The organism is Pikeienuella sp., assembly GCF_046290545.1.
In the GTDB taxonomy this organism is placed as follows: Bacteria; Pseudomonadota; Alphaproteobacteria; order Rhodobacterales; family Rhodobacteraceae; genus Pikeienuella.
The window spans coordinates 262,031-286,070 of record NZ_JBKAGV010000015.1 but is presented as its reverse complement, the minus strand read 5'-3'; the positions used below and the strand labels follow the sequence as shown (position 1 = coordinate 286,070).

18 protein-coding genes are annotated in these 24,040 nt (G+C 70.2%); 11 read left to right on the top strand and 7 right to left on the bottom strand.

Annotated features, from left to right (window positions below):
- Positions 1 to 14: 14 nt before the first annotated feature.
- A complete protein-coding gene (locus ACE37J_RS15020) occupies positions 15 to 1,259 on the bottom strand; it encodes a sarcosine oxidase subunit beta family protein (RefSeq protein WP_409712337.1) in 1,245 nt (414 codons plus the stop codon).
- Positions 1,260 to 1,425: 166 nt separating this feature from the next.
- Between ACE37J_RS15020 and ccmI the strand changes: the two genes are divergently transcribed.
- The 4 genes from ccmI (at position 1,426) to ACE37J_RS15000 (ending at position 5,001) form a co-directional block, all read left to right on the top strand.
- The gene (ccmI, locus tag ACE37J_RS15015) at positions 1,426 to 3,258 is read left to right on the top strand and encodes a c-type cytochrome biogenesis protein CcmI (protein ID WP_409712335.1); all 1,833 of its coding nucleotides are present in this window, start codon (positions 1,426 to 1,428) and stop codon (positions 3,256 to 3,258) included.
- Positions 3,259 to 3,272: 14 nt separating this feature from the next.
- Complete coding sequence (gene ruvX / locus ACE37J_RS15010; protein ID WP_409712423.1) at positions 3,273 to 3,749, top strand: Holliday junction resolvase RuvX; 477 nt, start codon at positions 3,273 to 3,275, stop codon at positions 3,747 to 3,749.
- Positions 3,746 to 3,991 (top strand): DUF1289 domain-containing protein, encoded by a 246-nt coding sequence (locus tag ACE37J_RS15005; RefSeq protein WP_409712333.1) that lies wholly within the window; start codon positions 3,746 to 3,748, stop codon positions 3,989 to 3,991. The genes ruvX and ACE37J_RS15005 overlap by 4 nt, the downstream gene beginning before the upstream one ends.
- Before the next feature lie 323 nt (positions 3,992 to 4,314).
- Entirely contained in the window at positions 4,315 to 5,001 is a 687-nt protein-coding gene (locus tag ACE37J_RS15000; RefSeq protein WP_409712331.1) for a TIGR02281 family clan AA aspartic protease, read from the top strand.
- A 1-nt stretch (position 5,002) separates the two neighbouring features.
- Here the strand turns inward: ACE37J_RS15000 and ACE37J_RS14995 are convergent, their stop codons facing one another.
- The gene (locus tag ACE37J_RS14995) at positions 5,003 to 6,250 is read right to left on the bottom strand and encodes a Tm-1-like ATP-binding domain-containing protein (RefSeq protein ID WP_409712329.1); all 1,248 of its coding nucleotides are present in this window, start codon (positions 6,248 to 6,250) and stop codon (positions 5,003 to 5,005) included.
- Positions 6,251 to 6,344: 94 nt separating this feature from the next.
- On the opposite strand from ACE37J_RS14995, the gene ACE37J_RS14990 reads away from it, so the two are divergent.
- Positions 6,345 to 7,085, top strand: a complete 741-nt coding sequence (locus tag ACE37J_RS14990; RefSeq protein ID WP_409712327.1) for an IclR family transcriptional regulator — start codon at positions 6,345 to 6,347, stop codon at positions 7,083 to 7,085.
- Between the two features lie 13 nt (positions 7,086 to 7,098).
- Here ACE37J_RS14990 and ACE37J_RS14985 read toward each other — a convergent pair whose 3' ends face one another.
- Positions 7,099 to 9,066 (bottom strand): calcium-binding protein, encoded by a 1,968-nt coding sequence (locus tag ACE37J_RS14985; protein ID WP_409712325.1) that lies wholly within the window; start codon positions 9,064 to 9,066, stop codon positions 7,099 to 7,101.
- Positions 9,067 to 9,174: 108 nt separating this feature from the next.
- Positions 9,175 to 11,142: a calcium-binding protein gene (locus ACE37J_RS14980; RefSeq protein WP_409712323.1), complete on the bottom strand. Its 1,968-nt coding sequence runs from the start codon at positions 11,140 to 11,142 to the stop codon at positions 9,175 to 9,177.
- Between the two features lie 315 nt (positions 11,143 to 11,457).
- Between ACE37J_RS14980 and ACE37J_RS14975 the strand changes: the two genes are divergently transcribed.
- Positions 11,458 to 12,549, top strand: a complete 1,092-nt coding sequence (locus ACE37J_RS14975) for an efflux RND transporter periplasmic adaptor subunit (protein ID WP_409712321.1) — start codon at positions 11,458 to 11,460, stop codon at positions 12,547 to 12,549.
- Positions 12,546 to 15,647 (top strand): efflux RND transporter permease subunit, encoded by a 3,102-nt coding sequence (locus tag ACE37J_RS14970; protein WP_409712319.1) that lies wholly within the window; start codon positions 12,546 to 12,548, stop codon positions 15,645 to 15,647. Before ACE37J_RS14975 ends, ACE37J_RS14970 begins: the two co-directional genes overlap by 4 nt.
- A gap of 6 nt (positions 15,648 to 15,653) precedes the next feature.
- Here the strand turns inward: ACE37J_RS14970 and ACE37J_RS14965 are convergent, their stop codons facing one another.
- On the bottom strand, positions 15,654 to 15,902 hold the full coding sequence (locus ACE37J_RS14965; RefSeq protein WP_409712317.1) for a ParB N-terminal domain-containing protein: 249 nt from the start codon (positions 15,900 to 15,902) through the stop codon (positions 15,654 to 15,656).
- A gap of 101 nt (positions 15,903 to 16,003) precedes the next feature.
- Here ACE37J_RS14965 and ACE37J_RS14960 point away from each other — a divergent pair, with 101 nt between their 5' ends.
- Together ACE37J_RS14960 and ACE37J_RS14955 are read left to right on the top strand one after the other, a co-directional pair.
- The gene (locus ACE37J_RS14960) at positions 16,004 to 19,201 is read left to right on the top strand and encodes a bifunctional cytochrome P450/NADPH--P450 reductase (protein WP_409712315.1); all 3,198 of its coding nucleotides are present in this window, start codon (positions 16,004 to 16,006) and stop codon (positions 19,199 to 19,201) included.
- A gap of 225 nt (positions 19,202 to 19,426) precedes the next feature.
- Positions 19,427 to 20,668 (top strand): serine hydrolase domain-containing protein, encoded by a 1,242-nt coding sequence (locus ACE37J_RS14955; RefSeq protein ID WP_409712313.1) that lies wholly within the window; start codon positions 19,427 to 19,429, stop codon positions 20,666 to 20,668.
- 63 nt (positions 20,669 to 20,731) lie between these two features.
- On the opposite strand, the gene ACE37J_RS14950 is transcribed toward ACE37J_RS14955, so the two are convergent.
- On the bottom strand, positions 20,732 to 21,184 hold the full coding sequence (locus ACE37J_RS14950; RefSeq protein ID WP_409712311.1) for a phasin family protein: 453 nt from the start codon (positions 21,182 to 21,184) through the stop codon (positions 20,732 to 20,734).
- A 288-nt stretch (positions 21,185 to 21,472) separates the two neighbouring features.
- Here ACE37J_RS14950 and ACE37J_RS14945 point away from each other — a divergent pair, with 288 nt between their 5' ends.
- Both ACE37J_RS14945 and ACE37J_RS14940 read left to right on the top strand, forming a co-directional pair.
- Entirely contained in the window at positions 21,473 to 22,735 is a 1,263-nt protein-coding gene (locus tag ACE37J_RS14945; protein ID WP_409712421.1) for a DUF445 domain-containing protein, read from the top strand.
- Positions 22,736 to 22,798: 63 nt separating this feature from the next.
- Positions 22,799 to 23,221, top strand: coding sequence for a phasin family protein (locus ACE37J_RS14940; RefSeq protein WP_409712309.1), 423 nt, complete (start codon positions 22,799 to 22,801; stop codon positions 23,219 to 23,221).
- 4 nt (positions 23,222 to 23,225) lie between these two features.
- On the opposite strand, the gene ACE37J_RS14935 is transcribed toward ACE37J_RS14940, so the two are convergent.
- A complete protein-coding gene (locus tag ACE37J_RS14935) occupies positions 23,226 to 23,993 on the bottom strand; it encodes a hypothetical protein (RefSeq protein WP_409712307.1) in 768 nt (255 codons plus the stop codon).
- Between the last annotated feature and the right edge of the window lie 47 nt (positions 23,994 to 24,040).

The following is a 24,040-nucleotide window of genomic DNA, read 5'->3' as shown; positions in this document are numbered from 1 at the left end:
TGCGCCGGCGCCCCTCAGTGCGCCACCGCCGCAGCCACGCTCTCGTCGATCATCCGCCCCTCGCGGAAGCGGTCGAGGCTGAACGGGTCGGCCACGCGGTCCCCCCCGTTGGCGATCATCGCCGCCGTCGCCCAGCCCGAGCCCGGAATCGCCTTGAAGCCCCCCGTCCCCCAGCCGCAATTGATGAAGATCCCCTCCACCGGCGTCTTCGAGATTATGGGCGAGCGGTCCCCCGTCATGTCAACGATCCCGCCCCATTGCCTGAGCATCTTGAGGCGGGAGATCATCGGGAACGTCTCCTTCAGGGCCCGCACCGTCTCCTCGATATGCTGGAAGGAGCCGCGCTGGGTGTAGTTGTTGAACCCGTCCGCCCCGCCGCCGATCACCATCTCGCCCTTGTCGGACTGGCTCATGTAGCCGTGGACGGTGTTGGCCATCACCACGATGTCCATGCAGGGCTTGATCGGCTCGCTCACCAGCGCCTGAAGCGCTACCGACTCCACCGGCAGCCGGAACCCCGCCATCTCCGCCAGCACGCCGGAATGGCCGGCGACGACCATGGCGACCTTCCTCGCGCGGATGGGCCCTTTCGAGGTCCGCACCCCCGTCACCCGCCCCCCGGCGACGTCGATCCCCGTCACCTCGCAGCGCTGGATCACATGCACGCCGAGGTCGGAGGCCGCGCGGGCGTAGCCCCACGCGACCGCATCGTGCCGCGCCGTGCCGCCCCGCGGCTGCCAGAGCCCGCCGAGAACGGGGAAGCGCGGCCCCGCCGTCTCGATGATCGGGCAGAGCTTCTTCACCCGGCCCGTGTCCACCATCTCCGTCTCGATCCCGGCGAGCCGGTTGGCGTGCGCGGTGCGGCGGAGCGCGCGAAGCTCATGCTCCGTCTGGCAGAGCATCAGCACCCCGCGGGGGGAGAACATGACGTTGAAGTTCAGCTTCTGGCTCAGGTCCTCGTAGAGACCGCGCGAAAGCTCGTAGATCGCGGCGGAAGGCTCCTGAAGATAGTTCGAGCGGATGATCGTCGTGTTCCGGCCCGTATTGCCCCCGCCGAGCCAGCCCTTCTCCAGCACGGCGACATTGGTGATCCCGTGATTCTTCGCGAGGTAATAGGCGGTGGCGAGCCCGTGCCCGCCCGCGCCGATCACGATCACGTCATACTCGGCGCGGGGCTCCGGCGCGCCCCAGGCGCGCTCCCATCCCTGATGATAGCCGAGCGCCTCGCGGGCGACGGCGAAGGCGGAATATCTCTGCATGGCGCGCCTCTTGTCCTCGCGCCTCTATAGCGCGCCCGGCCCGGCCTTGGCCAACAGTCGCGGCGCCGCGGCGCCGGATCGCGACATGAGGGGCGCGGCGGATGCGTCGCGTTGCCGAGGCCGGGCGCAGCGGCTACCTATGCCAAAAAGTAAAGGGGAGCTTGCCGTGGCCGATTGGGGTTTCTGGGTCGTCGCGGTCGCCGCGTCTCTCGCCGCAGCGCTCGTCATCGCGCGGCCGCTCCTCAGGCGCGGCGAAGTCGCGGCCCCCCGCGCCGCGCATGACGCTCAGGTGTTCAGGGACCAGCTGAGGCAGCTCGATGCGGAAGTCGCGCGCGGCGTCGTCGCGCCGGAGGAGGCGGCGGGAACGCGGCTGGAGCTGTCCCGCCGCCTCCTCGCGGCGGACGACGAGGCGCGGCGCGAGGCCGGCGCCGGCGCCGCGCCCGCCATCGCCTCCCGCGGCCTCGCCGCGCTCCTCGTCCTCGCCGCGCCCGCCGGCGCGCTCTGGCTCTATTCCGATCTCGGCATGCCGGGGGCGGAGGACCAGCCCTTCGCCAGCCGGGGGGAGGCCGCGCGCCCGAGCCAGGAGGAGGCGGAGCAGATGATGGCCGGCCGCCTGCCCGGCCCGCCCCCCTCGGAGGACGTGGCGGAGTTCGAGCGTCTGGTGGAACAGCTCGAAGCCCGCCTCGCCGAGGCGCCGGATGATCCGCAGGGCCTCTTCCTCTACGCCCGCTCGCTGATGAATCTCGGCCGCTTCGCGGAGGCATGGCCGGTCTTCGGCCGCCTGATCGCCCTCCGCGCGCGAGAGGCGGATGCGGACCTCTACGCCGGCTACGCCGAAGGCATGATCCTCGCCGCCGGCGGCTACATCTCGCCGGAGGCGGAGGCCGCGCTGCTGGAAGTGCTGAAGCGGGCGCCGACCAACCCCTCCGCCCGCTATTACCTCGGCCGCCTCCACGCGCAGGACGGGAACACGGCCCTCGCCGCAGAGGTCTGGGCCGCCCTGCTGGCCGAGAGCCCGCCGGACGCGCCGTGGGTCGCCCCGATCCGGGCGGAGATGGCGCGGCTCGGCGTCGGGCGCGACGGGTCGGACGTGGCCGTGGGGCCGGACGGCCTGCCCGGCCCGACGCGGGAGGACATGGAGGCCGCCGGCGCCCTGCCCGAAGAGGACCGTCAGGCGATGGTGGCGGACATGGTGACCCGCCTCGCCGAGCGCCTCGATGCGCAGGGCGGCACGGTCGCCGAATGGCAGCGCCTGATCCGCTCCTACTCCGTCCTCGGCCGCCCGCGCGAGGCCCGGGCGGCGATGGAGCGCGCCCGCGAAGCCTTCGCCGGGGACCCTGCGGCCCTCGCCGCGCTGGAGAGCGATCCGCCCGCCCCGGCCCGCCCCCGGCTCGCCCTCCCCCGCTCCGCCCTGCCCGGCCCGGATGCGGGCGACGTCGCCGCGGCGGAGGAGATGCCGGCGGAAGACCGTTCCGCGATGATCGAGGGCATGGTCGCAAGGCTGCGCGAGCGGCTGGAGAGCGAGGGCGGCTCGCCCGAGGAATGGCTCCGCCTCATCACCTCGCTCGCCGTCCTCAACCGCCCTGACGAGGCGCGCGCCGTCTACGAGGCCGCCCGCGCCGACCATGCGGAGGATCCGTCCGCCCTCGCCGTCCTCGAAGCCGCTGTCGAGGGCCGCCCCCGCGCCGCGCCCGCCCCCGCCGCGCCCGCGCGCGGCCCGAGCGCGGAGGATATGGCCGCGGCGGCGGACATGGCGCCGGAGGATCGGCGGGAAATGATCAGCGGCATGGTCGCCCAGCTTCACGAGCGGCTCAGGGCCGAGGGCCGCGCAGGCGACGTGAACGAATGGGGCCGCCTCATGCGCTCCTACCGGGTGCTGGAGGATCGCGAGGCGGTGCGCGGCGTCTATGTCGAGGCGGCGGCGCTCTACGCCGACGATTCCATCGCGCAGGCCTATCTGAAGGAGGCGGCGCTCCTGAACGGCGTCGAGTTCGAGTGACCGTCTCCGCGGCGCTGGTGACGGACGACCTCGCCGCCTTCGCCGTGGCGCTGCCGCCGGGCCGCCCGCTCTTCGGACTCGACCTCGGGGAAAAGACCATCGGCGTCGCGATCTCGGATACGCGCCGCAGCGTCGCATCCCCGGCGGAGACGATCCGGCGCACGAAATTCGGCGTGGACGCCGCCGCGCTCCTCGCCCTCGCCGCGGGGCGGGAGGCGGCGGGCTTCATCCTCGGCCTGCCGCGGAACATGGACGGCTCGGAGGGCCCGCGCTGCCAGTCCACCCGCAGCTTCGCCCGCAACCTCTCCCGCCTCACCGACCTGCCGATCGCCTTCTGGGATGAACGCCTCTCCACCGTCGCCGTGGAGCGGACGCTGATCGCGGCGGACGCCTCCCGCCGCCGCCGCGCGGAACTGGTGGACAAGCTCGCCGCGGCCTACATCCTGCAGGGCGCGCTGGACCGGCTCGCCAATATCGGGGCGGGGCGATGAGCGAGGAGATCTGGAGCCGGGCGGAGATCGAAAGCCCCTGCAAGCGCATCTGCGTGATGGATGACGGCCCGGGCGGCTCCGGCCTCTGCCTCGGCTGCTTTCGCACCCGGCCGGAAATCGCCACATGGTCCCGCCTCACGCCCGAGGCGCGGCGCGCCGTGATGGCGGAACTCCCCGCGCGGGAGGCGGAGGCCGGCAAGCGCGGCCGCCGCGGCGGCAGGTCCGCGCGCCGGGGGGCCTGAGCCGGACTACGGCAAGCGCGCCGCACGGATCGAAACGCGCCCCGTCAGCCCGGCGGACAGGGTCGCCAAGAAAGCGAACCGGCTCCCCCTCGCCCGGCACCGGACCCGATCCGGGGCCCCGCAGGATGAAGCGCCCAGGCCTGCGAGGCCCCGGCTCAAGGCCGGGGCCGGAAACAGGGCCGGCCGCGAAGGAGCGCTATTTCCGATTTATTAACCATATCAACCACATGATACCCCTGCGCACTGTGCGCATGTGTTCGGGGTCAGGGTTCATGGCGATCCATCCGCATGATAGGCTCGGGCGTCGCTCGGGAATCGTCCACATGCTGTTCTGGCCCCTCGCCGTCATCGCCCTCGTAGCGCTCGCCGTCGCGCAGCTCGCCGGCGCCTTTCCGGACGCGCTGCGGCAAGAGGGGGCGGCGGAGCGGCTGCTCTATCTCGGGCTCCTCCTCACCCTCGTCCTGATCTGGGGCTTCCGCTATCGCCGCGTCCGGCTCCGCCCCGTCGCGATGATGGCCGCCGGCTGGCTCGCCGCCTTCTCCGCCCTCATCGTCGCCTGGACGTTTCGGGAGGAGGCGGTGATGATCTTCGACCGGGTGCGCGGCGAGGTGACGCCGACCCTCGCCCTCTCCCGCACGCAAGGGGAGGCGGAGCTGCGCAAGGCGTGGGACGGGCATTTCCGCGCCGTCGCCAGCGTCAACGGCGCCAATGTCGGCATGATGGTGGACACCGGCGCCTCCCTCGTCCTCCTGAGCTATGAGGACGCGGCGGCTGTCGGGCTTCAGCCCGAGACGCTCGCCTTCACCCAGCCCGTCAGCACCGCGAACGGCCAGGCCTTCGTCGCGACGGTGACGCTGGACGAAGTCGCCATCGGCGCCGTCGGCCTCACCGGCGTGCGCGCCGCGGTGGCGGAGGAGGGGCGGCTCTCCACCTCCCTCCTCGGCATGAGCTTCCTCGGCCGCCTCTCGGAGACGAGCTTCCGGGGCGACCGTCTGATTCTCCGGGAATAGCTCAGCCCGGCACGACGCCCTCCGCCCGCCACCGGTCGAAGATCGCCAGCGCCGCCTCCACGAACTCCGCATCGTTGATGTGCCCGGCGATCTCCGTCAGCGTCGCCGGCGGGCGGATCGCGCCGCGCAGCGCCGCGCAGAAGGCTTCGTGCGCCGGCCCGTCATGCGTCGCCCCGCCGGGCCGGTCCCATTCCTCGACGCCGCCCGCCGGCAGGATCACGGCGACCGGCCCCTTCGCCTTCGCCAGCCGCTCCCCCATCGCCGCCGCACTCTCCCGCCGCTCCTCCGCGTTGAGCGCGGCGGACTTGATGAGCCGGTTATGCGCGTGGAAGGGTCGGTCCGCGTAGCGCGCCGGGATCTCCTGCCACCCCGCGAAGTCGATGAGGTCGAGGCAGCCCGGCGCCACGATCTGCGGCACGCCCGCCAATCCCGCCGCCGTCAGCCGCCCCTCCCCGGAATTGACCGCGGAGCCGGCGAGGAGGTTGCCCAGTTCCGGCAGCGCGAAATCCATGACGCAGACGAAAGCCCCCTCCGCCGCGAGGCTTTCGAACGCCATGCCGCCCATGCCCGTGGCGTGGAACACGGCGAGGTCATAGCCCCGCGCCTCAAGCGCAGGCTTCAGCGCCTTCATGTACTTGAGGCACGAAGAGCCGAGCGAGGTCATCCCCACCAGCGGCCGCGCGCTTTCGGGCCGCTCCGCCGCCCGCGCCGCTCCCACCACCGCCCCCGCCGCCTGGGAGAGTGAGGCCCGGCAGACCGGGTTGAGGCCGTAGAGCCCGCCCGCCCAGAGGATCATCTGCACATCCGGCGCCAGCCTTTCGGCCGGGATGAGCGGGGAGAAGGAGACGGTCGAGACGATGTATTTCGGCGCGCCGAGCGGCAGCGCCCGCGCGCAGTCGAGCGCGAGGTCCGTCCCCATCGTGCCGCCGAGCGCGATCATGCCGCCGATCCGCCCCTCGTCGAAAAGCCGACGCGTCAGCAAAGCCGCGCCCCGCGCCATCAGCTGCATGGCGAGGTTCTCGTCCCCGAACCCCGCCGCCTCCTCGATCGAGCCGCCGCCTGCGGCGGCGACCTCGTGCTTCGTCACCGTCACCGGCCCCGGCGGGTCGCCGAGGACGGAGACATCCATCGTCAGCGCCGCGCCCCCTGCCGCGCCGATCCGCTCCGCGAGATAGGCCAGCTCCTCCGCCTTCGTGTCATAGGTGCCGATGATGAGGATGGTCGGCTGGGCCCCGGCTTCGTTCGGCATCGTTTCCCCTTGCATGGCGCGCAGGCGGTTCACTATTTTCACCGCAGTTGCGAGTTTTCGAAGCGGCGGCGCCGCTGTCAAGCCGGGGGCGCGGGTGAAGACGGTCGACAAGGCGATGACGCTCCTCTCCCAGTTCACGGCGGAACGGGGCGCGCTCGGCCTCAGCGAGCTCGCCCGCCTCGCCGGGCTCGACAAGGCGGCGGCGCACCGGCTCCTCGCCGCGCTCGCCCGCCACGGCTTCGTGGAGCAGGCCGGGGAGAGCCGGAAATACCGGCTCGGGCCCGGCTTTCTCACCCTCGCGCGGGTGCGGGAGGCGACGGCCCCGCTCGGCCGGCTCGCCGCCGCGGCGGCGGAGGCGCTGACCGAGACGACGGGGGAGACGGCGCATGTCTCCGTCCCCGGCCCCTCCGGCATGATCTCGGTCGCGATCCGGCTACCGCACCGCGCCAATGTCATCAATCTCGACCCGGCGGAGACCCTGCCCTTCCACGCCACCGCCTCCGGCCTCGCCTGGCTGTCAAGCCTCAAGCCGGCCGAGCGGGCGGCGCGCCTCCGCCCGCCGTTGGCCGCGGTCACCGCCGCGACGATGACGAATCCCGAAGCGGTCGCCGCCGCGGCGGAGCTCGCCGCCGCGCGCGGCTGGTCGCTCTGCCGGGACGGCTACGAGATCGGCGTCACCGGAATCGCGGCGCCGCTTCTCACGCCCGACGGGGCCTTCCTCGCCGCCATAGCCGTCGCCGCGCCGTCTGATCGCATCGAGGCGCAGGGCGCCGAGGCGCTCCTCCCCGCCCTCCTCGCCGCGCGGGACGGTCTCGCCCGCGCCCTCGGCGCGTGAGCGGTCGGGGCGGCTAGAACAGGTCGTCGTGATCCGAACCGTCCGGCTGGAACCGGGCGAAGTCCGCCGGATCGAGGTTGCGGACGAGAACCTCCCCGCCCGCATGGCGAAGGAGAACATCCTCGCCTCGGGCGGCGACGCCGAGAAGGGCGCCGCCGGGAAGGATCAGGCTGTCGAGGCCCGGCTCGAAATCCCGGATCTCGTCCGCCCCGTCGTTCAGCCTGAAGACGAAGAGATCCGCCCCGGCGCCCCCGATGAGCGTGTCCGCTCCCTCGCCGCCGATGAGCCGGTCCGCCCCGGCCCGGCCTTCCAGCAGGTCCGCGCCCCTGTTTCCGACCAGAACGTCGTCGCCCCGCCCGCCGGTCAGCGTGTCATCCCCGGCTCCGCCGACAAGCCTGTCCTCACCCCGGTTGCTGAAAAGCCGGTCCGCCCCGGCGCCGCCGCGCAGCGTGTCCTCGCCGGCGCCGCCGCGCAGCGTGTCGGCCCCCTGCCGTCCGATGAGCCGGTCATCCCCGCCGAGGCCGCGAATGACGTCGTCCCCCGCTCCGGCCGCGAGCCGCTCCGCCTCCGCCGCGCCCCTGAGACTGGCCGGCGGCGGCTTCGTGAATTCGATCCGCGCCGTCTCGTAGGGGGAGGAGAAGATCAGCGGCAGCTCCGCCGCGTCGCGCAGCCCGGCGAAGTCCAGCGTCTCGACGAACGGGAGCGCGTTCGGGTCAAGCGGGTCCGTCCCTTCGGCGAGGAGCCGGGTGAGCGTCGCGCCGCGGAACGGCGCGTCGATGGAAAGCGTGACCGGCTCCCCAAGCCTCTCCTGCGGGAAGTCGTAGGCGGAGATGAAGACGACGAGGCGCTCACGGTCGCCGAAGCCTTCGACGAGCAGTTCGGAGGCGAAGCGGCCCGGCTCGTCCGCCCCGTCGATGTCGACATCGAGCTCCCCGAGCGGCCGGAGGCCGACAAGGCTTTCCGACATCAGCCTGAACGCCTCGCCTGCCAGCGTCAGGCTCCGCTCACTCAGCCGCGGCGCGTTGGCCGCCGTCTCGCCTTCGTCCCCCGCCAGGTCGCCGGGCGTGTTCTCCTGAACCGGCCAGACGCTCGCCCTGCTGACGCCGGCCCGGAGGAAAAAGCCCGCCATCTCGATCAGCGCCGCCGACCGCGCCATGCCCAGCTCCTGATCGGCTTCCGTGAGGATGCGCCCCGAATCGTTCCGGAAGTTCGAGGCGAGATTCCATTCCGAAAGGAAGATCGTGCGGGCGAGGCCCTTCTCGATCCACGCCGCCGCGAGGTCGGCGTAAAGCCCGGCCTGCGGCTCGATCTCGGCCAGGGTCGGCGGATAGGCGTGCACGATCACCGCGTCGACGAGCCCGGGCGAGAAGGCGGCGGTGACGATGTCGTTGCCGCCGCGCGTGTGACAGGCCTGCGCCGCGATCTGGACCGTATCGCCGAAAACGGCGCGGATTTCCTCCGCGAAAGCCGCCGCGACGGGCGCATGGATCGTCGCGTTCTCCTTGCCGGTGAAGCCGGGGAAGGAGAAATACTCGTTCCCGATCTCGATCACCGCAGGCATGGCCGGGCCGAACTCGCCGGCCTTCAGGCGCAAGAGGAAGCCGCGAAGCTCCGCGAGCGCGTCGTCGATCCCGATCCGTCCTGCGGCCACGTCATGCGCAGCGTCATTCACCGGGATCACCAGCGACCAGGGAAGCGCCTTCGCGGCCGCATAGCCGACAAAGCCGGACAGCGGCTCGAGCGGCCCGCGCGCGCCCGGCGCGGAGGTCCTATCCGGGTCCGAGAGGTCGAAGAACCGCTCCGCCACGCCGCCGCCCGGATAGCGAAGGAAGGTGAGGCCGAGCGCGTCGGCCTTCAGGTCGAAGGTCCCGCCGATCTCGGCCCGGTCCCGGTCGAAGAGGAAATTGCCGCCAAAGAACTCCGCCGCGACCGGTCTGCCATTGGCCGCGTATACGCCCGATGAAATTCGGATAGCGGCCATGGCCTCCGTCCGGGCGAATCGGCGTCGCGGGATAGCGGCGCGCTGTTTCCGCCAGCCGGAATGGCTATCCAGATTTCCCGCATTGCGCGAATCTTTCTTCGCCCCGCCTCAGAACAGGAAGTCCCCGTCGCCGAGCGCGTCGACCGATACGCCCTGCAGCAGCGCGGAGCCGCCGCGCCACGAGACGAGCGCGCCGCCCGGCCCGTCCTCCGTCGAGAGGTCGCCCGGCGCGAGGCCGCCCTCGAAGGCGAGCCGGTCGAGCCCCGGCGCGAAATCCTTCACGATGTCGGCTCCGTCTCCGGGGCGGAAGACGAAGAGGTCGGCGCCGCCGCCGCCCTTCAGAACATCGTCGCCCTTTCCGCCGGCGAGGGTGTCTCCGCCGCCGTTGCCGATCAGCTTGTCGGCGCCGCCGCCGCCGCGCAGCGCATCCGCCCCGCCCCCGCCGCGCAGAAGGTCCGCGCCCGGCCCGCCGATCAGGAGATCGTCGCCCCGCTGGCCGACCAGCCGGTCCGCGCCGCCGCCGCCGCGCGCGAGGTCGTCGCCGTCCCCGGCGCGCAGCGTGTCCGCGCCGCGCCGGCCGACGATGATCTCCTCGCTCTCGCCGCCGCGGAGCCGGTCATCCCCCGAGCCGCCGACGATGCGGCCGGACGAGGCGTCAGCCCTTGGCTCGGGCTCCGGCGCGAGGTCGAAGACGACCCGCTTGATCTCGTAGGAATCCGAGAAGACGAGCGCGAGGTCGCCCGCGCTCCGCACCCCGTCAAGCCGCGCCTCGGCCACCAGCGCGGGCGCATTGGGGTCGAGCGGGTCGGGCCCGCCCGCGCGCAGCGTCGTCACCGTCGCGCCGGCGAAGGCGCCGTCGATATCAAGGCGAACGGTCGAACCAAGCTGCCCCGCCGTCAGCGCGAAGGCGGAGACGAAGACGACGAGCTTCCCCTCCCCCTGAAAGGCCTCGATCAGGAATTCATCGCGAAAGCGCGCCGCCTCCGCCGCGCCGTCTATGTCCAGATTCGCCGTCTCCAGCGGCTTCAACCCGGGCAGGACCTCGGACATCAGGCGAAAGCTCTCGCCCGCCAGCGTGAGGTTGCGCGGGCTCAGCTTCGCCTCACCGGAGGCCCATTCGCCCTCGTCGCCGCCAAGGTCGCCTGGCGTGTTCTGCTGGATCGGCCAGACCGCCGCGCGGGTGACGCCGGCCTTCGCGAAGCCGGAAAGAAGCTCGATCATCGCCGCCGCCTGCGCCATCCCGCGCTCGATCTCCGCCGTGGAGACGGGAACGCCGCCGACGGCGAAATCGTTCGCCATGTTCCATTCGGAAAGGAAAACGCCCTCGGCCAGCCCCGCCGCGCGCCAGGCGTCGGCGACGGCGAGCCGCTGCTGATGGTGCCAGACGACCTGATCGACCGTCCACGGATAGGAATGGACGATCACGCTGTCCACGAGGCCGCCCGCGCCGGCGAAGGCCTCCAGCACCGTCCCGTTCGCAGCCTCCGTCCGCCCCGCCTGGACGGCGATCTCCACCGCCCCGCCCATCACGGCGCGGATCTCCTCCGCGAAGGCGCGGGCGGCAGGGGCGTAGACCGCGGCGAGCGCCTCCTCGCCCATCCCTGCGTAGTCATAGAACTCGTTGCCGAGCTCGATCACCTCAGGCATGTGTGCGCCATAGGCGCCGGCCTTCAGCGCCTCCAGAAATCCGCGAAGCTCCGCGCGCGCGGCCGCCATCGTCATCGCGCCGGAGGCGACGGCGTGCGAATAGTCGTTCATCGGCAGAACCAGGGCCCACCCGGCTTCCCGCCCTGCGGCGTAGGCGATGAAGTCGGAGAGGGGTTCGAGCGGGCCATGCGCGCCCGCATCGGCCGTCCGGTCCGGATCCGTGATGTCGAAATGCCGCTCCGCGATGGTGCCGCCCGGATAGCGCAGGAAGCTCGCGCCGAGCGCTTCCGCCTTGGCGTCGAAGCTGCCGCCGGAGACGGCCCGATCCCGGTCGAAGAGGAAGTTGCCCCCGAAGAGGTCCTCGCTCACCGCGGGCGCGCCGCCGCCAAGATGTTCCGCACGCACGTCCGCCGAATGAATGCCGGCCATCACCCGCAACTCCCCACACACCGGGGCGGCTTCACGGCGGCGGCCTCTCACACGCGAGGCCGGCGAACTCCGCTCAGGTCGCCCGACACAACGCGGTGAAATTGCGATTGGCGGAATAAGCTGTGGTTAACAGCGTTAGTCACGATGAAAGTCATCTGCTCATTTTTGTATTTCGTTTAATCTATAGTTTTATGAGTCTTTCTCTCGAAGTCGGAAAAGTCGAAGGCGGCGTCGACGGGCGTCTCCGGCCGCGCTAGGTATCGACGGAAGTGCGGCGGCGGCGCGTTGACCGGATGGCGCGGAGCGGGGCGACACATGGCGATCTGGCGACAAATCCTGATACTGCTTGTGCTCGCGGGCGTGGGCTTCGGCGGCTACGAGATCTGGCGCAGCGAATTCGGCGCCGGCGAGGGCGCGGCGGACTCTCCGCGCCGCGGCGCGCGGGCCGCCTCGGTTGAGGTCGAGGCGGTGCGGCTCGCGGTCATGGAGCGGACGGTGGAGGCCGTCGGCACCACCCGCGCCCGGCAATCGGTGGAGGTGCGGCCCCTCGCCTCGGGCCGGATCGTGGAGCTGGCCATCAATACCGGGGAGCAGGTGGAGTCAGGCTCCATCCTCGCCCGGCTCGACGACGAGATCGAGCGCGCGGACCTTGCGGAGGCGGAGGCGCTGGTCATGGAGCAGCGGCAGGCCGCCGAGCGGGCGGAGACCCTCCGCCGCTCCGCCGCGATCCCAGAAAGCGCGGTCGAACAGGCGATCTCCCGCCTCGCCGTGGCCGAGGCGACGCTGGAGCGCGCCCGCCGCCGCCTGGCGGACCGGACGATCCGCGCGCCCTTCGACGGGCATGTCGGCCTCACGGACGCCGATCTCGGCGCGCGGGTGGACGAGGGCGACGTGCTGACGCGGATCGACGATCTGAGCGAGATCGAGGTCGAGTTCGCCCTGCCCGAGGTTCTCTACGCCGAGATCGCCATCGGCATGCAGATCGAGGCGATCACCGCCGCCTTCCCGGAGCGGACCTTCATCGGGGAAATCGCCGCGGTGGACAGCCGGGTTGATCCGGTGGGCCGCTCATTCCGCACGCGCGCGACCATTCCCAACCCGGAGGGCGAACTGCCGGCGGGCATGTTCATGTCCCTCTCCATCACGCTCTCCTCGTCGGAGAAGCTCGTCGCGCCGGAAGAGGCGATCGTGGCCCAGGCGGCGGACACCTACGTCTTCGTCGTGGAAGAGGGAAAGGCGCGGCGCAGCGCCGTCGTCACCGGGCTCCGGAAATCGGGCGTCGTCGCCATCGAATCCGGCGTGGCGGCGGGCGACCTTGTCGTCACCCGCGGCCTGCAATCGGTGCGGGACGGGGCCGAGGTCAACGTGATCGGCGGGGCCGCGGTCGAGGAGGCTCCCAAGTCATGACGCTCTCGGACATTTCCGTCCGCCGCCCCGTCCTCGCGGCCGTCGCCAGCCTCCTCATCATCGTCTTCGGAGTCGCGGCGCTTCGCGAACTCCCGATCCGCGAATTGCCGGACGTGGACTCCGCCGTCGTCACCGTGACGACGACCTATCGCGGCGCCGCGCCGGAAGTGGTGGACACCGACATCACCGAGGTGATCGAGGGCGCGGCGGCCTCCATCGCCGGCATCCGCTCGATCTCCTCCACCAGCCGGCAGGGCCGGAGCCAGACCACCATCGAATTCGAGACGGGGCGGGACGTCGACATCGCCGCCAACGACGTGAGGGACGCGGTGGGCCGCGTCACCGCCCAGTTGCCGGAGGAGGCGGACCAGCCGCAGGTCGTCAAGTCGGACGCGGACGCGGACCCGGTGATGCGCCTCGCCATCACCTCGACCCGGATGACGACCGCGGAAATCACCGACTACGTGGACCGCTTCGTGCGGGACAGGCTGGCGACGATCGACGGCGTCGCGAACATCCAGATCTATGGCGAGCGGCCCTTCGCCGTCCGCATCTGGCTCGACCGGCGGGCGCTCGCCGCGCGCAACCTCACCGTGGCGGATGTGGAGGCCGCGCTCCGGCGCAACAATGTCGAGCTGCCGGCCGGCGACGTGAAGTCGGTGGAGCGGCAGCTTTCCGTCCGCCTCAACAGCCGCCTCCGCAGCCTCGACGATTTCCGCGACGTGGTGATCGACCGCGTCGCGGGCTATCCGGTGCGGCTCGGCGACGTGGCGCGGGTGGAGGCGGGCGTCGAGGACGACAGCACCATCGTCCGTTCTGACGGCGTGGACGCGATCGGCGTCGCCATCCTTCGGCAATCCCAGTCCAACACGCTGGCGATCTCGGAGGCGGTGCGGGCGGAAATCGCCGCGCTCTCCGAGTCGCTGCCGGAGGGTATGAAGATCACCGTCGGCTCGGACGACGCGATCTTCGTCGGCGCCTCGATCCGGGAGGTGACGACGGCGCTGATGATCTCGCTCGGCCTCGTCGTGCTCGTGATCCTCGTCTTCCTCCGCTCCTTCAGCGCGACGATGGTGCCGGCGATCACCATTCCCGTCGCCCTGGTCGGCTGCTTCATCCTGATCGGCGGCTTCGGCTTCTCGATCAACACGCTCACGCTCCTCGCGCTCCTCCTCGCCATCGGCCTCGTCGTCGATGACGCCATCGTGGTGCTGGAGAACATCCAGCGCCGGATCGAGGAGGGGGAATCGCCGCTGGCGGCGAGCTTCAACGGCGCGCGGCAGGTGACCTTCGCGGTCCTCGCCACATCCGTGACGCTCATCGCCGTCTTCGTGCCGCTCTCCTTCCTCCCCGGCCAGGTCGGGCGGCTCTTCATCGAGTTCGGCTGGGTCATGGCCAGCGCCGTCGCGATCTCCACCTTCGTCGCCCTCACCGCCTGCCCCGCCCTCGCCTCGCGGCTCCTCTCCGGCCGGCAGGCGAAACAGGCGCAGGAGAGGGGCGAGGTCGGCAAGCGGCGGGAAGGATTGATCGCCCGCGCCTATCGCCGTGCGCTCGGCGCCGCAGTCCGCGCGCCGCTCGTCGTCCTCTCCCTCGCCGTCGTCGCGGCCGCAGGCGCCTGGCCGCTCTATGAATCCCTCCCGCGCGAGCTGACCCCGCGGGAAGACCGGGGCGTCGGCTTCGTGCCGCTCACCGCACCGCAGGGCTCCACGCTCGAACATACGGACATCGCGGCGCGGCAGGTGGAGGAGATCCTGATCCCCCTGCGCGATACAGGGGAAATCGCCGCGATCTTCACCTTCTCCGGCTCCTTCGGCCGCCCCTTCCGCTCCTTTGTCGTCTTCCGCCTCGCCCCGTGGGAGGAGCGGGAGCGGAACGTGGCGGAGATCGTGCGGGAGATCGCGCCGAAGATGGGCCAGGTGACCGTCGCCCGCGGCTTCCCCGTCACCCCCGCGGGCCTCGGCCTCCGCGGCTCCTCGACCCCGGTGCGCATCATCATCGGCGGCCCGGATTTCGAGCTGGTGAAGGAATGGGCCGAGGCGCTGCTCGCCGCCGCCCGCGTCAATCCCGGCCTCGTCAATCCCGAGCTCGACTACGAGGAGAACCTGCCCCAGCTCGACATCGAGATCGACCGCGAACGGGCGGACGATCTCGGCGTCTCAGCCGAGATCATCGCCTCGACCCTCCAGACCATGTTCGCCTCCCGCGAGGTCACGACCTTCGTGAGCCGCGGGCGGGAATATCCCGTGCTCCTCCAGGCGGAGCGGGATGACCGGCGCACGCCCTCGGACATCTCCAACATCTTCGTCCGCTCCGGCGACGGCGCGAGCCTCGTCCCGCTCGGCGCCCTCGTGACGATGACGGAGAACGCCGCCGCGCCGGAGCTTCGGCGCTATGACCGCCTGCCCTCGATCGAGCTTTCCGCCGCCCTCACCGAGGGCTACAGCCTCGGCGACGCCCTCGCCGCGCTGGAGGCGGAGGCGCGCGCACTCCTGCCCGCGGAGGCGGCGATCGGCTATGAGGGCCAGTCCCGCGCCTTCAAGGATCAGGAGGCGGGGGCGGGCTTCGTCTTCGCCCTCGCGCTCCTCATCGTCTTCCTCGTCCTGGCCGCGCAGTTCGAGAGCTTCGTGCACCCGATCTCGATCATGCTCACCGTGCCGCTCGGCGTCGCGGGCGCCGTCTATGCGCTCACGCTCGGGGGGCTGACGCTGAACATCTATTCGCAGATCGGCGTGATATTGCTGATAGGCCTCATCGCCAAGAACGGCATCCTCATCGTCGAATTCGCCAACCAGCTTCGCGACGAAGGGCTGGAGGTGCGGGACGCTGTGGTCAACGCCGCCGTGCTCCGCCTCCGCCCGATCATGATGACAGCCGTCTCCACCGTCCTCGGCGCCACTCCCCTCGTCTTCGCGAGCGGCGCGGGGGCGGAGAGCCGGGTGGCGATCGGAACCGTCATCATCGCCGGCCTCTCCCTCGCGACCGTGCTGATGCTCTTCGTCACCCCCGTCCTCTACGACCGCCTCGCCCGGCTGACGAAGCCGCGCGGCCATGTGGAGAAGATGCTGGCCCGGGAGCTGGGGGGCGCTCCGGCGGAGTGAGGGGCTTCAGAACCGCCGCGGCTGCACGAGATACCCCTCGATCTTCGTCTCGCCGAGCGCCTTCGCCGCCTCCAGCCGGTGCAGCCCCTCGACGAGCACGAACCTGTCCCCGTCCGCCCGCACCATGATCGGCGTCTTCTGCCCGTTCTCCAGCATGTCCTCCGCCAGCGCGGCGACCTTTTCGGGCTCCAGCGTCTTCGCCCGCTTCACGGGAACGCGGATCGCCTCGATGCTGAACGACTGCGCGACCTGCATTTTCACCCTCCGGCGTTGACGGCGCCGCCACGGCGCCCTTTGACTCTTTCGGCCCTATCTTCGCAAGAAAGCACGAAGAGCGGCCCAAAGGGAGCGAACGCATGGCGACCAAGGTTATCGAAGGCCGGATCCCCGAGCCCCCGAAGTCCCCCATCATCGGCAACATGCTGACGGTGGACAAGGACCGTCCGCTCCAGAACCTCATGGAGATCACGCGGGAGATGGGGCCGATCTTCCGGCTCGACATGATGGGAACGCCCCTCGTCGTCGCCTCCGGCGCGCATCTGATGGACGAGCTCTGCGACGAGAGCCGATACGACAAGGCGGTGCGCGGCGCCCTCCGCCGCGTCCGCTCCATCGCGGGGGACGGGCTCTTCACCGGAGACACGTCCGCCCCGAACTGGAGCAAGGCGCACAACATCCTGCTGCCGACCTTCGGGCGGCAGGCGATGAACAACTACATGCCGATGATGCTCGACGTGGCGAACCAGCTCGTCACCAAATGGGAGCGGCTGAACGCGGATGACGAGATCGACGTCGTCCACGACATGACCGCCGTGGCGCTGGACACGATCGGCCTCTGCGGCTTCGACTATCGCTTCAACTCCTTCTACCGGCAGGATTACCACCCGTTCATCGACGCGCTGACGCGGTCACTCGAAACCTGCATGGTCCAGCGCGGCCTCCCCTTCGAGCAGACGATCCTCCGCGCCCGCCTCCGCCAGCTGGAGGAGGATACGGCCTACATGAACAAGCTGGTGGACGACATCATCGCCGAGCGGCGGAAGGGCGGCGGCGCGGCGACGAACGACCTCCTCAACTACATGCTCCAGGGCGTGGACAAGGTGACGGGGGAGAGCCTGTCGGACGAGAACATCCGCTACCAGATCAACACCTTCCTGATCGCCGGGCACGAGACGACCTCGGGCCTCATGTCATTCACCCTCTACTACCTCCTCAACCATCCCGACGTGCTGGAAAAGGCGTATCGGGAGGTGGACGAGGTGCTGGGGCGGGACATCGCGGTGCAGCCGACGATTCGCGAGGTCAACCGGCTCACCTATATCCAGCAGATCCTGTTCGAGGCGCTGCGCCTCTGGCCCACCGCGCCGGCCTTCGGCCTCTATCCCTATGAGGATCAGATGCTGGCCGGGAAATACAAGCTGAAGGCCGGCACCTTCATCACCGTCCTCTCCCTCATGCTGCACCGGGACAAGGCGGTCTGGGGCGAGAACGCCGAGGCGTTCGACCCCGAGCAGTTCAGCCGGGATGCGGTCGCGTCCCGCCCGGTCAACGCCTACAAGCCCTTCGGCAACGGGCAGCGCGCCTGTATCGGCCGGCAATTCGCGATTCAGGAGGCGACGCTGGTGATCGGCATGATCCTCCAGCGCTTCCGCCTGATCGATCACAAATCATACAAGCTGAAAATCCGCGAAAGCCTCTCGATCAAGCCCGAGGGCTTCACCATGCGCGTAAAGCTGCGGGAGGAGGTGACCCGCTCCCGCCTCGTCCCCGGCGGCGTCGGCCCGGCGGAAGAGGGCGCGGAAGGGCTCGCCCGCGCGGCGGAGCGCCCCACCCACGGCGCGCCGGCGCTCGTTCTCTACGGCTCCAATCTCGGCTCCACCGAGGAATTCGCGCGCGAGGTGGCGAACCGGGCCGAGGCGAACGGGTTCGAGACCGTGCTCGCCCCGCTCGACGAGTATGCGGGCAGAATGCCCACGCGCGGCGCCGTCGTCATCGCCGCCGCCTCCTATAACGGCGCGCCGACGGACAATGCGGGGAAGTTCCTCGAATGGGCGGAAAGCGCGCCCGCCGGCGCCGCTGCGGGCGTGCGCTACGCCCTCCTCGGCTGCGGCCATTCGGACTGGGCCGCGACCTTCCAGGCGATCCCCCGCCGGATCGACGCCGCGCTGACGCGCCTCGGCGCGACGCGCATCGCCGATACCGCGGAAGTGGACGCCAAGGAGGATATCGACGAGGCGGTGCAGGGCTGGATCGGTGGCCTCTTCCCCGCCATCGCCAGGGCGCTCGACCTGAAGATCGACTTCGCCGCCGCGCCCGCCGCCGGGCCGCGCTACCAGGTCGAGTTCCTGTCGGAGGCGCCGGAAAACGCCCTGATCCGCCAGATGAGCGCCAAGCGCCTGAAGATCATGGAGAACCGGGAGCTTCAGGCGGCCGGCTCGCCGCGCTCCACCCGCCATGTCGAGGTGAAGCTGGAGCCCGGCATGACCTACCGGGCGGGGGACCATCTCGCCGTCGCGCCCCGGAACGCCGCCGCGCTGGTCGGGCGGGTCGAGGCGCGGTTCGGCCTCAATGCCGAGACGCGGATCAAGCTTTCCGCCCCCGCCGGCGGCCATGCGCAGCTCCCGCTCGACGTCGCGCTCTCGACGCGTCAGTTGCTGACGGAGCTTCTGGAGCTTCAGGCCGTGGCGAGCCGGAAGGAGGTCGCCGCGCTCGCCGCCGCCACCGAATGCCCGCGCTCGAAACCGGCGCTCGAGGCGCTGGCGGGAGAGTCGTACCGCGCCGAGGTTTTCCTCAAGCGCGTCTCCGTCCTCGACCTGCTGGAGCGCTTCCCGGCCTGCGAACTGCCCTTCGCCGCCTTCCTCGAAATGACGCCGATGCTGGCGCCGCGCTACTATTCCATCTCCTCCTCGCCGCTGGCCTCGCCCGAGACCTGCACGATCACCGTCGGCGTGGTTGACGGGCCGCATCTCTCGGGCGAGGGCCGCTTCCGCGGCGCCTGCTCCACCTTCCTCGCCGGGCGCGTCGCCTCGCGGAAGATCTATGCGGCGCTGAAGGAGACGAAGGCGAATTTCCGCCTGCCCGACGATCCCTCGACGCCGCTCCTGATGATCGGTCCCGGCACCGGCCTCGCCCCGTTCCGCGCCTTTTGTCAGGAGCGGGCGGCGCTGAAGGCGCAGGGCGCCGCGCTCGGCCCCGCCATGCTCTTCTTCGGCTGCCGCAAGCCCGAGGAGGATTTCCTCTACCGAGAGGAGCTTGAGGGCTGGGCGGCCGAAGGGATCATGGAGCTCCGCACCGCCTTCTCCCGCGCCGGGGAGAGCAAGACCTATGTGCAGGATCTCTTGCGCGAGGAGCGGGCGAACGTCTGGCGCCTGATCGAGGGCGGCGCCCGCATCTTCGTCTGCGGCGACGGCGCCCGCATGGAGCCCGACGTGCGCCGCACCCTCATCCGCATCCACCATGAGGAGACGGAGGGGCCGGCGGAAGCCTCGGAGGCCTGGCTCGAAGGACTGATCGCCTCGGGGCGCTACAATCTGGACGTCTGGGTCGGCGCCTGAAGCGCGGGAGCCCCGGGCTCGGTCCGGGGCTCTCCCACGAATATTTCAAAGCCGATCACGAAAAAAATCCTGCAAAATCAAGCCTCCGAACCCGATAACCATGGTTATGGCCTCCTGGGCCCCTTATCTCCTCCCGGTTGCGCGCCCGTTCCGGCTCCCCTACCCTGCCTGCAGGCGCCAACGGCGCGTGAGACCCCGAACGGGGCCAGACACGGGAGACGACGCATGAAACAAGGGTTCGGCCTTCTCGCCGGGGCGCTCGCCCTCGGCCTTTTCTCCGCCTCGGCGGCGGAGCTTCCCCGCGGCGACGCTGGGGCGCTCGGCTTCGACAAGGCGCGCCTCGCCGCGCTCGACGCCGCGATCTCCGCCCGGATCGAGCGCGGGGATTTCCCCGGCGCGATCATGATGATCGTCCGCGACGGCCAGATCGCGCATCTCTCCACGATGGGCCTCCGCCGCCCCGGCGGCGACCCGATGACGGAGGATTCGATCTTCCGCATCTATTCGATGACGAAGCCCGTCACCTCCGTCGTCGCGATGATGCTGGTGGAGGAAGGCAGGCTCGACCTTTCCCATCCCGTCCACGCCTACCTCCCCGAATACAAGGAAATGAAGGTTCTGACGGAAGAGGGCGAGGCCCCCGCCCGCCGCGCGATGACGGTGCATGACCTCCTCCTTCACACCGCCGGCCTGACCTACGGCTTCTTCGGCGCCGGCCCGGCGCGGGACGCGCTGAACGCCGCGAATGTCGAGAACGGCGGCTTCGACAACCGGGAGGTGGCGCGCGTCATCGCCGGCCTGCCGCTCGAACATCACCCCGGCGAAGTCTGGGAATACAGCCGCTCGACGGACGTGCTCGGCGCCCTCATCAAGGTAGTGGAGGGCAAGCCGCTCGGCCAGGTGATGGAGGAGCGCGTATTCAGCCCGCTCGGCATGAAGGACACCGGCTTCTGGGCCGACCGGGAGGATGAGCGCGCCCGCCTCGCCGAGGCCCTGGCCGAGGACATGGGCGTCGGCCCGCTGGCGATGTTCGACCCGGCGCAGCCCCGCGTCTTCGAATCCGGCGGCGGCGGCCTCGTCTCCACCGCGCATGACTACGCCCGCTTCGCCCAGATGCTGATGAACGGCGGCGAACTCGACGGCGTCCGCCTCCTCGCCCCCGCGACGGTCGCCTACATGACGGCTGATCACCTCGCCCCGCGCGGGATCAAGCCCGGCAAGTACTATCTCCCCGGCGGCGGCTACGGCTTCGGCCTCGGCGTCGCGGTGCGAGCCGCGGCGGGCGCGCCGGCCATGGGCGTCGTGGGCGAGTACAACTGGGGCGGCGCCGCCGGCACCTATTACTGGGCCGATCCGGAGAACGACATGTTCGTCCTCTACATGATGCAGTCCCCCAAGCACCGCATCCCGCTTCGCGCGCAATTGCGGAACATGGTCTACGGCGCGCTCGTGGAAACTGACGACTGAAACGAAAACGGCCCGCGCCGATGGCGCGGGCCGCTCTCACTGTCCCCTTTCGGGGGTTGGCGCTTACGCGGCCTTCTTGGTCATCGGCAGAACCTCGGCGACGCCCTCGCGGATCGCCTCGGCGCCCTCCGTCACGACATCGCGCGTCTGCGCGAAGGCGTTGCGGGCGCGGTCATAGTTCGCGGTGGCGTACTCACGAACATAGTCGACCTGGATCTGGCCGGCTTCCGTCACCGACTTCGCCTGCGCCAGCTTCTCGACCATCGCGAGCGTGTGCAGCGTGTTGGCGCGGGAAGCGTCGGCGATCTCGGAGAGGATGCCGACATAGCCGGTCACGAGGCGGCTCATCGTCTTCTCGAGGCCGGAATTGAACTTCTGCGCGCCCTCATAGGCGCTCTCGGTCCGCTCCTTGGCGGAGGCGGCGGTGCGCGTCACGAACTCGCGCGCGCCGTCCGCGATCTTGGCGGCGGAGAAATCTTCGGTCTTGGCGGCGGTCTTCTTGGCGGCGGTGGTCATTTCAGGTCCATCCTTGATCTAAGCTATGGGTCGGGCCCGGTCGATGATCGACCCGGGATGCGGTGGATATAGGAGTCACTCTTCGCACTTGCAACATAAAATTCCGCGGCGCAATCGCAAATCTGCTTACGCCTTGCGCTAGTGTGATTATTTCGCGAACGGCAAGGTCAGGAGATACGGCCCGTCGATGCGGAGTTGACCTTTCTATCGCACTGCAACATAGCCTCCGGTCCGGCTGCGCCCATATAGGCCAGGAAGCGCCGAGCAGGAGGAGCCCGCTTGATCGCCATGCTGAACCCGGAGGAGCGGCGCAAGCTCTATGAGCTGCGGCGCGTGAAGCTCCTCGCAACCCTCGCACTGGCGCTCTGCGTCGTCGTGCTGATCGTCGCGAAGCTTCTGGAGCCGCGCTTTCCCTGGCTCGCCTATGTCGCGGCCTTCGCCGAGGCGGCGGCGATCGGCGGGCTGGCGGACTGGTATGCGGTCGTCGCGCTCTTCCGGCGGCCGCTCGGCCTCCCGATCCCCCACACGGCGATCATTCCCCGGAATCAGGACCGGATCGCGGAGAACCTCGGCGCCTTCATCGAAGAGAACTTCCTCGCCCCCGCCCCGGTAGAGGCCAAGCTGAGGGAGCTCGATTTCGCCGGGGAGATGATCGCCTGGCTCTCGGACCGGGACAAGACGGAGGCCCTCGCGCGCTTCGTCGCGCGTCTCGCGCCGCAGATGCTGGCGGCGATGGAAGAGAGCGGGCTGAAGGATTTTGCGGCGGAGCGCGTCGCCATCCAGCTCCGGAAGACGGAGATTGCGCCGCTTGCTCTCGAACTGGCGGAAGGGCTGGCGGAGGGCGGCCGCCATCAGAAGCTGCTAGACGGCGTGATCGAGGCGCTGCAGCGCTTCCTCGCAGACGAAGCGGCGGTGGAAGCGATCCGCCGCCGCGTGGCGGAGGAACTGCCGACCGTCCTCAACATCTTCCGCGCCGACGCGCTGATCCTTCGCCGCATCCTGAAGACGGCCGGCGCGCTCATGGAGGAGGTGAAGGCGGACCCGGAACACGCGCTCCGGCAGGAATTCGAAGTGTTCTTTCGCGCCTATATCCGCCGCGTGAAGCGCTCGAGGACGTTCCGCGCGCGGATCGAGGCGGCGAAGGAGACATTCCTCGCCCGCCCCGAACTCGCGCAGATCGCGGACCAGCTCTGGGCCGCGCTCCGCGCCTTCGCGGAGAAGGACGCAGCCTCCGAATCCTCACAGATCGCAGAGCGCCTCGCCGCATTGCTGACCGACATGGCCCGCGCGCTCCGCGACGAGCCGAAACTGCGGGCGGACGTGAACGCCGGCATGGTCTCCGCCCTTTCCGCTTTCGTCGCGGCCCAGAAGGCGGCGATCGGGCGCTTCATCGCCGAACAGGTGAAGGGCTGGGACCTTGCCCAGCTCACGCTGCTGATCGAGGCGAATATCGGCCGAGACCTGCAATACATCCGATTCAACGGCATGCTGATCGGCGGGCTGGCCGGCCTTACGCTCCACATCCTCCTCGTTCATGTCTTCGGTATTTGATTCCGCGTGGCCGGTCGGCCATGGTGGCGCAAAGCACCCGACGGCGCGAAGGAGCGACCTGCGATGGCCGACCAGATGAAGAACCCATTTCTCGACCTGTTCACGAAGTTCGGGCAGGACATGAACCTGCCAAAGCCCGAGATCGGGAACATCCTCGACCATCACCGGAAGAACCTGCAGGCCCTGCAGGAGGCGGCGGCGATCCAGTCCCGCGGCGCGCAATCGATGATGGATCGTCAGCGCGCTGCGCTGGAAGAGGCGCTGGCCGAGATATCCGAGATGGTGCAGGAGGCGACGAAGGGCGGGGTCGACCCGGCGAACCTCATGTCGCGGCAGGCGGAATTCGCACGCAAGAGCTTCGAGACCACGGTAAAGAACGCGACAGCGATGGGCGAGATCATGCGCGAAAGCGGGACAGACAGCCTCGACGTGCTGAAGACGCGCGTCGAGGCTGCTCTCTCCGAGCTTCAGGGCAAGAAGGGATAAACCCTCACGCGCTCTCGGGCTTGGGATAAACGAAAGTCCTGAGCCCGCCCCGGTCGAACGGCGACCATTCGCCCTCCTTCTGCGCCAGCCGGTCCGCGATGGCGTAGGCCGCGGCGGGATCGTGCCCGAGGCCGCAATGGCTCGACTTGACCTCGATGTTCTCGGCGATGTCGGAGGCCGCCTCGATGCAGGTGCGCCAGTTGCAGACGCCGTCCGTCCGGCTGTAGATCGCCGTCGTCGGAACTGGCGGCGGGGCCGAAATCGCGCCGCCCATGTGGCGGTCCCGGTCGTCCACCTTGTGGCCGGAGGCGAACTGGTAGACGCGCCAGGCGTTGGTGGCCCGCGGGTCGCCATTGAACGGGGAGCCGAGGGTGATCACCTGCCGGACATGCTCCGGCATCATCTTCGCAAGCTGCCGCGCATAGATGCCCCCGAGGCTCCAGCCGATCAGGCTGACCTTTCGGCCATGCGCCTCGGCGAGCGCGGCGAGACGGGCCTTCATGCCATCCTCTATGCCGGGAAGCGGGCCGTAATTGCGCCCGAGGTCCCATCCCTTCGTCGGATAGCCGAGCGTCGAGAGGAGTGAGCGGAGCGGCGCCGTCGCCCTGTCGGACGTCACGAGGCCGGGCAGAACCATCACCGGCTGCCCCTCGCCGCGCGGCGAGATCGCCGCGAGCGTCGGCCAGGAGAGGGTGAACCCGAACAGTTCCGGGATCGCCCGGAGCTCCATCAGGAGAAGCGCCCGGCTCGGCGCGGCGGCGGATTCAGACATGCGGCGGCCCCTTCTTTCGCGCCGGTGTCAATCCGGCTTTACAGAAA